The 7,181-nt window shown below is 50.1% G+C and carries 8 protein-coding genes; all 8 read right to left on the minus strand.

All coding sequences use genetic code 11. The features are described 5' to 3' along the window. Positions 1-233 precede the first annotated feature (233 nt). Genes QY97_RS05495 through QY97_RS05530 form a run of 8 tightly spaced genes read right to left on the minus strand, consistent with a single transcriptional unit; the run spans position 234 to position 6,843 of the window. A complete protein-coding gene (locus QY97_RS05495) occupies positions 234-1,748 on the minus strand; it encodes an MFS transporter (protein WP_039235489.1) in 1,515 nt (504 codons plus the stop codon). Continuing rightward, the gene (locus QY97_RS05500) at positions 1,741-2,025 is read right to left on the minus strand and encodes a hypothetical protein (RefSeq protein WP_039235492.1); all 285 of its coding nucleotides are present in this window, start codon (positions 2,023-2,025) and stop codon (positions 1,741-1,743) included. The genes QY97_RS05495 and QY97_RS05500 overlap by 8 nt, the downstream gene beginning before the upstream one ends. After that, on the minus strand, positions 2,012-2,323 hold the full coding sequence (locus QY97_RS05505) for a hypothetical protein (protein ID WP_039235495.1): 312 nt from the start codon (positions 2,321-2,323) through the stop codon (positions 2,012-2,014). Before QY97_RS05505 ends, QY97_RS05500 begins: the two co-directional genes overlap by 14 nt. Further along, on the minus strand, positions 2,316-2,522 hold the full coding sequence (locus tag QY97_RS05510) for a hypothetical protein (RefSeq protein ID WP_039235498.1): 207 nt from the start codon (positions 2,520-2,522) through the stop codon (positions 2,316-2,318). The genes QY97_RS05505 and QY97_RS05510 overlap by 8 nt, the downstream gene beginning before the upstream one ends. Next, entirely contained in the window at positions 2,512-3,033 is a 522-nt protein-coding gene (locus QY97_RS05515) for a Rieske 2Fe-2S domain-containing protein (protein ID WP_039235501.1), read from the minus strand. The genes QY97_RS05510 and QY97_RS05515 overlap by 11 nt, the downstream gene beginning before the upstream one ends. Positions 3,034-3,044: 11 nt before the next feature. Further along, a complete protein-coding gene (locus tag QY97_RS05520) occupies positions 3,045-3,605 on the minus strand; it encodes a 4Fe-4S dicluster domain-containing protein (RefSeq protein WP_039235504.1) in 561 nt (186 codons plus the stop codon). Beyond that, entirely contained in the window at positions 3,606-5,774 is a 2,169-nt protein-coding gene (locus QY97_RS05525; protein ID WP_039235508.1) for a molybdopterin oxidoreductase family protein, read from the minus strand. Further along, positions 5,761-6,843 carry a hypothetical protein gene (locus QY97_RS05530; protein ID WP_039235511.1) on the minus strand — a complete coding sequence of 361 codons (1,083 nt, stop codon included), beginning with the start codon at positions 6,841-6,843 and terminating at the stop codon, positions 5,761-5,763. Before QY97_RS05530 ends, QY97_RS05525 begins: the two co-directional genes overlap by 14 nt. Positions 6,844-7,181 lie beyond the last annotated feature (338 nt).

Genomic DNA, 7,181 nt, shown 5'->3' on the forward strand with positions numbered 1-7,181 from the left:
AATAAGAGAACAACCAGCAGGCATTCCAAAACGGACAGCTTGCGCCTGCTTACTAGGATATTTCTCTTTTTTCAAGCCGATTAAACAAAAAATTGAGAAGGGAGCCCTTGTCAGTTAGCATCGCTTCCGCTTTAAGCACCGATTTGTGCCACCCTGTTTCACAGAAAAATCCCGCCTAAGCGGGATGCTGCTGTTAAATATGGTATCTCTAGACCACTGAGCCGCTTGTCCGCCTATCCCTCCTTCGACCACTTCATTTTTTGCTCGGTCATGTCGCTGATCAGGCCGACGTACTGCTGCACTTCGCCTGCATCGTTCTTAATGGCACTGATCGTCAGCCATTCGAGGTAGTTACGGCCGTCTTTGCGGCGGTTCCACAGCTCGCCCTGCCATGTACCGGTTTCTTCTATCGTCTTCCACATCTTGCGGTAGAACTCTTTCGTCTGAATACCCGACTTCAGCATGCTTGGGTTCTTCCCAACCGCCTCATCGGCTTCATAGCCTGTCAGTTCAGTGAAAGCGGGATTGACCATAATGATGGTCCCGTGTTTATCAGTGACAATCAGGCCTTCTGCCGTGTGGCTGATAATTTGATTCGAAAGATCGAGCCTTTCCTGAAAATACAGCCAGATGACCAGCACAAAGCTGACAAGCGCCACTTGAGACAACGCCATGAAGCCAATCGCGTAGTGGCCGGTGACGTTGAACAAAAGCGTCAGCATCAGCGGCGGGAAAAAGCCGCCAAGCCCGCCCATGGCTGATACGATCCCGTTCACCACGCCTGCCTGCTTGTGAAAATACATAGGCACAAGCTTGAAAATAACGCCATTTCCTGCGCCGGTGCAAAAGGCGATGATTAAACAGCCGACTGTATACCACTCGATCGATGGAGCGAAAGACAGAAGAATCGCCGCACCCGTCACGCCGGCAAATACAAACATGAGAAGAACGAGGGAATGAAAGCGGTCCGCGAGCCAGCCGCCAAGCGGCCGCATCAGGGTCGCCACAATAATAAAGCCAGCTGTTCTCATGCCCGCGTCGACTTTATCGATCCCAAAATCCGTGACGAGAAAATTGGGAAGATACACCGTGAACGCGACGAACGAGCCAAAGGTGATAAAGTAAAATAAGCTGAGCGCCCACATTTTTTCATTCTTATAGACGCCTTTGATCTGTTCAAATAAAGGCGTTTTTACTTTTTCCTCTTTCTTGTCCCCGAGGAAAAAGTTAATCGCAAAAAACGCACCGAGTAAAAGTAAATATAATTGCACAGTCGCCGACCAGCCGATGCTTGATGCGATAACCGGAGCGGCAAACGTGCTAATCGCCGTCCCTAAATTTCCCGCCCCGTAAATGCCATTGACGAATCCGTGGCGTTCCTTCGGATAATATTTCGGCAGCGAGGTCACGCCGACCGAAAAGATCGCTCCGCCGACTCCCAGCAGCAAGCCGCCGACCATTAAGTCGATGAAGCTGTCCGCTATGCTGATGTAGTAGACCGGAAACAACAGAATGATAAAACTTACTAGAAACATTTTCCTTGCGCCAAATAAGTTCGCGTAATAGCCGAGCGGAATCCTTAATAATGAACCAAGCACGACCGGGATAGCAGTTACCCACGCCAGCTGTTCGGGCGGGATGGCAATATCCTCTTTAATAAACGGCATAAGAGAGGATAGAATGACCCAGGTCATAAAGCCGACCGTCAAGTTAAGTGTCTGCAGGGGCAGCTGTACTTTTTTAACCATAGCATGTCTCTTCCCTTCTAATTACATAAGCTAATTGAGTCCTCTCATCATAAGCGGTCCATTGGCTCCCTTCCTCTGTCACCCGGCTTAGCCGCGGGATGGCCAGAAAATCACGGCGATCAAAATATAAGCGGATGTGAGTGCCGTCCGGACAAAGCTTTGCCTGTTGAATGATTTTTTCCATCCAGGGCGCTTCCTCCCCGTTCTCATCCTGGATCGATACATAAACAGGAATGGATAAATAAGGTGACAAGCTTTTCGGATCAATGCTTTCCACAGGAAGCACATCCTTTCGTAAACGGGTACACGCGGAATTGATAGCCTTGTACATATTCCCAAAACCGCTCGCCCGCCTCATTCTCCAAATATTGCACGAGTTCTTCTTCGGAGGACCAGCTGCTCATGCCTTTTACTTCGGCCACGACGATGTCGAGGTTGTCCTGCCTCTTTTCCTCCAAGTACCATTTCAGCCGCTTGCCGCTAAACAGGTCCGCCAGCAGCTCATCAATCTCCTGCTTGAAGCCGCCTTGTTCATGCCGGATAAAGCAAAAGTCCAAATACGTTTCATTATTCATGTGTGTTCACCCCTCTTTGCCTCCTGTCATGCTTATACACGAATACAGCAACAGGAAACAGCAGAAGATTGAAGCCGCCATATATTAAAACAGCGGCATAATTTTGAAAGAAGTACTGATGAACAACGAGCTGTGTCAGCACCACATTCACCGCCAAAATGACACAAAGGATGGCCACATGCAGATGACTACGCTTCATAGCGCTTCACTCCAATTGCGTAAATCACACCGTTGTCGATTTCGAGCTTAATTTCAGGAAGCGGCCGTCTTGGCGGACCAGCCGTCGGTTCGCCTGTGCTTGCGTTAAACTTCCCATGGTGGCACGGGCAAATCATTTCGCCTTCTTCCTTCACCCAAAACACCGGACAGCGCAGATGGGTACAAGCATTTTGGTAGGCCACATACTTCTTTTCACTCAGGCGAATCAAAATCGCGCTGTCATGCTCGCTTGGAAAAGAGAAGTCAACTGAATCGCCAACCGCCACTTTCGATACTTCGGCAATTTTCTGTCTCGCATAGTCTTTCTCGCCAAGGCCCATCAGCTCCTTCGCTGCTACCGCTCCCCACGGCAAGGTAGAGATGGCGAATAAGCCGGCAGCCCCTACCAATGTTTTCATAAATCCCCGGCGGTCGAGTGTCCTTTCTCCATTCCGGTTAATATTGTGCGTATAGTTATCTTCTTGAAAAGGAATCTTGTTATTTTTGTCCATCCTTCTTCCTCCTAAAACAGCTTCGTCACACCTTGTAAAATGCCCGGAAGGTTGATCTTGACGTTCGTCTCACCTTCTAGATGAGGCATGCTTGAAACCCATTTTCCGTTGTCCAGGTGATATTGCTTCTTTTTCTCATCAATTTCTTCGTCCGTCAGCCATTGAAGCGTGCTGGACGGACAGACGCTTGCGCACATCGGCGGAATGCCGTCTTTCGTACGGTCAATGCACAGGTCGCATTTATACATTAAGTTTTGCTCGGTATCGAATTTCGGAATGCCATACGGACAGGCGACCGTGCAGTTCTGGCAGCCGATGCACTTTTCCACAAGAGCGGACAGAACGGCGCCGGTTTCATGGACCTGGATCGCTTGAGCCGGGCAGCTCCGTGCACAGGCAGGGTTCACACAGTGAAGGCACATGAGGGGCATCGTCTGCCGGTTCACGAGCGGGTTCACGTCATACACGTAATTGCGGTTTCGCTCCTCGTGCCCTCCGCATTGGGTGCACGCTGCCAGGCAGGAGCGGCACCCGATACAGTTTTCCAGTTCTAAATACAGCCTCTTTTTCATTTATTGCACCTTCTTCTGCTCAAGTTTTTCGATTTGTGCGGCACACGCCTTAAATTCCGGCATGCGCGAAATAGGATCAAGCGCATCGATCGTTAATAGATTGATCGATTGCTCGTGTCCAAAGTGATACGGCACGAACACGGTATCCTTTCGAATCGCCTCGGTGATTTTCACCCGGTAGACGCTCTCTCCCCGCCGGGTAAACAGCCGGACCCGCTCTTCATGCTCGATATGGTATTGCGATGCGGTCTCCGGATGCACTTCCACGTACGGCTCGGGGCACATATCATGCAGGAAAGGAATCCGTCTCGTCTGATTGCCGGATAAATAATGGTAGACTACCCGGCCTGTCGTTAAGCGGAGCGGATAGGTCTCATCAGGCTCTTCTGCCGGCGGCCGGTACGGCAGGGCACAAATCTTCGCCCGCCCGTCCTCATGGTAAAACTTCTTATCCAGAAACATATGAGGCGTGCCGGTGTCCGTTTCGTCCTTACACGGCCAGAAGACACCGTCCTGCTTGTCGATCTTGTCCCAGGTCGCTCCGTAATAGTCGGCATAACCGCCCTTAGAAGCCCGCCGGAATTCCTCCGCCACATCCTTCGCTGTCTGCAGGTGGGAAAAGTATTTTCCTTTGCCGAGCCGCTCCGCAAGCTCGACTTGCATTTGCCAGTCAGGCTTCGATTCTCCGATCGGCTCCTGCGCCTTGTTAATCTTAATAATCCGGCCTTCTAGGTTTGTAACGGTTCCCTCGTCCTCTGACCAGGTAACAGACGGCAGAATGACATCAGCGAATTCCGCTGATTCTGACAAGTAAAAGTCGGCACAAACCATAAAATCGAGGTTTTTAAGCGCCCGTCTGACGAAGTTCAAATGAGGGGCCGACACAGCCGGATTCGAACACAGCAAGTACAAGCCCCGAATCGTCTTTTGCTCCATCAGCTCGAACATTTCATAAGCAGATACCCCGGCTTGCGGCATCTCCTCAGGCGTAATGCCCCACACCTCACAGACTTCCTCAACGTGCTTGGGGTTGGTAATTTTTCGGTAGCCGGGCAGCAAATCCGCTTTCTGTCCGTGCTCCCGTCCTCCTTGACCGTTCCCCTGTCCTGTAAAGGTCGCCACACCTGCTTTCGGGCGGCCGATCTTGCCGGTTACGAGCGCTAAGTTCACGTAAGCGGACACGTTGTCCACGCCCTTGTGCTGCTGTTCGATTCCCCGCGCGAACATTACAATTGCATTCGGGGCTTTTCCGTAAATTTCCGCTGCCCGGATGATTTTCTCCACAGATACGCCTGTCAGCTCGCTCGTATAGTCAGGCGTGAATGCCTTCACAAGCTCTTTCGTTTCTTCAAATCCGTTCGTATGCTGGCGGATAAACGCTTGATCCGCGTAGCCTTGTTCAATCAGCAAATGCAAAATCCCGTTAGCCAGCGCCAAATCTGTTCCCGGCTTTAAATCAAGATGAACGTCCGCCCGCCGTGCCAGCGGTGTTTCACGTGGATCAGCGACAATCAGGTACCCGCCTCTCTCCTGTACAGACCAGACACGGAACATGGAAGTCGGATGACACTCCGATGTATTGCTTCCAGCGATAAACAAGCAGTCCGTTTCATGAATATCTGTCCACGGAAGCGTGGAACCGCGGTCGACACCGAAGGAACGCAGGAATCCACCCGCCGCGCTGGACATACAAAACCGGCCATTGTAATCGATATAGCGTGTGCCAAGGGCGACGCGTGCAAACTTTCCGGTTAAATAACACTTTTCATTCGTCATGGATACGCCGCTGAAAACGGACAGGCTATCTTTTCCATACTCTGCCTGAAGCTGTTGGAACTTTACAGCAATGAGGTCATACACTTCCTCCCAGCTGGCTTCCCGGAAGCCCTCCTTCGTTCCCTTCAGCGAGGCATCGTCACGAATGAGCGGCTTCAGCAGCCGGTCCTTATGGTTGGTCTGCTGGTACGCCGTCACGCCCTTCGGACACATTTTGCCGACAGTGACCGGCCAGTCGTACCGCGGTTCAACGCCAATGATCTTATTCGTTGCTGTATTCACACGCAGATTCATCCCGCACTGCATGCCGCAGTAGCTGCAGTGTGTTTTAATTAATTTTTCATTTGGGTGAGTCAGGTTATTAATCTCTTTAAAAAATTTATCCCTTTGCATTCTGGTTCGTCTCCTTGACTTTAATTTCATGGGTGGCAATACCGGAGAAGCGGGAGATTCGGTACTTGCGCCGGCACGGCAGGCACAGCTCCGCTAAGTTAAACCCGTCTTCCGTATCAAAATGAATATGGTTCGTTCCAAGGACCTGGCGAACATCATTGGATTGTTCCGTCGATACGAACGGATCGCCGCACACTTTGCATTTTTTCATCGACTGCTTCGCGTAATGCTCCCGGTAATTCCTTGCCAATACGCTCATCGGCCGGAAAGGAATGTGGGCGAGTTTTCCGAACGGAAGATAAATGAGCGTGATGATGACTGAATACTGATGAATGAGCGACATGACGTAATGCCCCTGGCCGTGCAGGAATACATTCATAAACGTCAGGATCAAGCCGGTAATGGAAATAAGCAGCAATAAGTACAGCGGCAGGAAATCATACATGAATTTCTGCTCAGCCCTTGCCTGCATGTTTTTCAGACGGCGGTACAGCGCCATGCATACCCCTGCGATGACCATCACGGCGGTAATATTCAAGGCGTTGTAGAAGAAAAAGGCCAGGATGCCGTCAGCATCTACACGCATGATGTCGATTCCTAGAGCGACCACCGTGTAATAGCCGTTTTCCTCCATCGTGAAGTACATCCAGCCGAACACAAGCGGGAAGGTGACGAAGCAGGAAAGAATACAGCCCCAGCCGATCAAGAAATGCTGGGTCCACCGGTACATTCCCCGATTCCAGATAAAATCGTAAATGGCCAGGTGCCGGGTTGACGTTTTCAGCGTTTCCGGACGGACTAGCAGCTTCACTCCCTTTTTGATTAAGATCTTTGTCGGCGGCCGTTCCCCCCAGGCGATAAAGCGGTAAAAGAACCCTCCGAGAAACACGATGGTTCCGACCATATAGCCATACAGATTTAAATCAACATGGGTGAACATTCTCGTTCCGATAAAAGATAGAATAATAAGTGCACTGACGGCCAAAAACATCGACTTTGCGAAATGAGAAGCAAAAGCATCGTTAATGGATCGGCCCGTCTTTTGTTTAATAGCTGCGGTTTGCGGCATGTCCAACATCCTCCTTACAAATAAAAAGAACACTATCTGGTTCTAATCATAAGAAAAAGACCGTGCCCTTCCTATCGGGGAATCTCCCCATCTGCCTGTGAGAAGCTCCCTTATTCTAAAAGCCAGCTGTCAGATGCCTAACAAAGACCCGCACAAAAAAGCCAACCCCTATATAAAGTGTACCCTTTGTAAAGGACATTTTAAAAAAAGCCTAGGCAGTTTTAAGAAGATGATCTCTGTATTGAACGAGGGCACTGAAAAAGTCTAATTTTTATTAAAGGCAGTTGAAAGTTCAATCTAATGAACTTTCAACTGCCTTTTTACTTTATAATATTGTT

The organism is Bacillus thermotolerans, from assembly GCF_000812025.2.
Classification (GTDB): domain Bacteria; phylum Bacillota; class Bacilli; order Bacillales; family Domibacillaceae; genus Quasibacillus; species Quasibacillus thermotolerans.

What these genes read in the sequence shown, in the direction of transcription:
- QY97_RS05525 (WP_039235508.1), bottom strand. Translation starts at nt 5,774, where the DNA reads ATGCAAAGGGATAAATTTTTTAAAGAGATTAATAACCTGACTCACCCA.
- QY97_RS05520 (WP_039235504.1), bottom strand. Translation starts at nt 3,605, where the DNA reads ATGAAAAAGAGGCTGTATTTAGAACTGGAAAACTGTATCGGGTGCCGC.
- QY97_RS05515 (WP_039235501.1), bottom strand. Translation starts at nt 3,033, where the DNA reads ATGGACAAAAATAACAAGATTCCTTTTCAAGAAGATAACTATACGCAC.
- QY97_RS05505 (WP_039235495.1), bottom strand. Translation starts at nt 2,323, where the DNA reads ATGAATAATGAAACGTATTTGGACTTTTGCTTTATCCGGCATGAACAA.
- QY97_RS05510 (WP_039235498.1), bottom strand. Translation starts at nt 2,522, where the DNA reads ATGAAGCGTAGTCATCTGCATGTGGCCATCCTTTGTGTCATTTTGGCG.
- QY97_RS05530 (WP_039235511.1), bottom strand. Translation starts at nt 6,843, where the DNA reads ATGCCGCAAACCGCAGCTATTAAACAAAAGACGGGCCGATCCATTAAC.
- QY97_RS05495 (WP_039235489.1), bottom strand. Translation starts at nt 1,748, where the DNA reads ATGGTTAAAAAAGTACAGCTGCCCCTGCAGACACTTAACTTGACGGTC.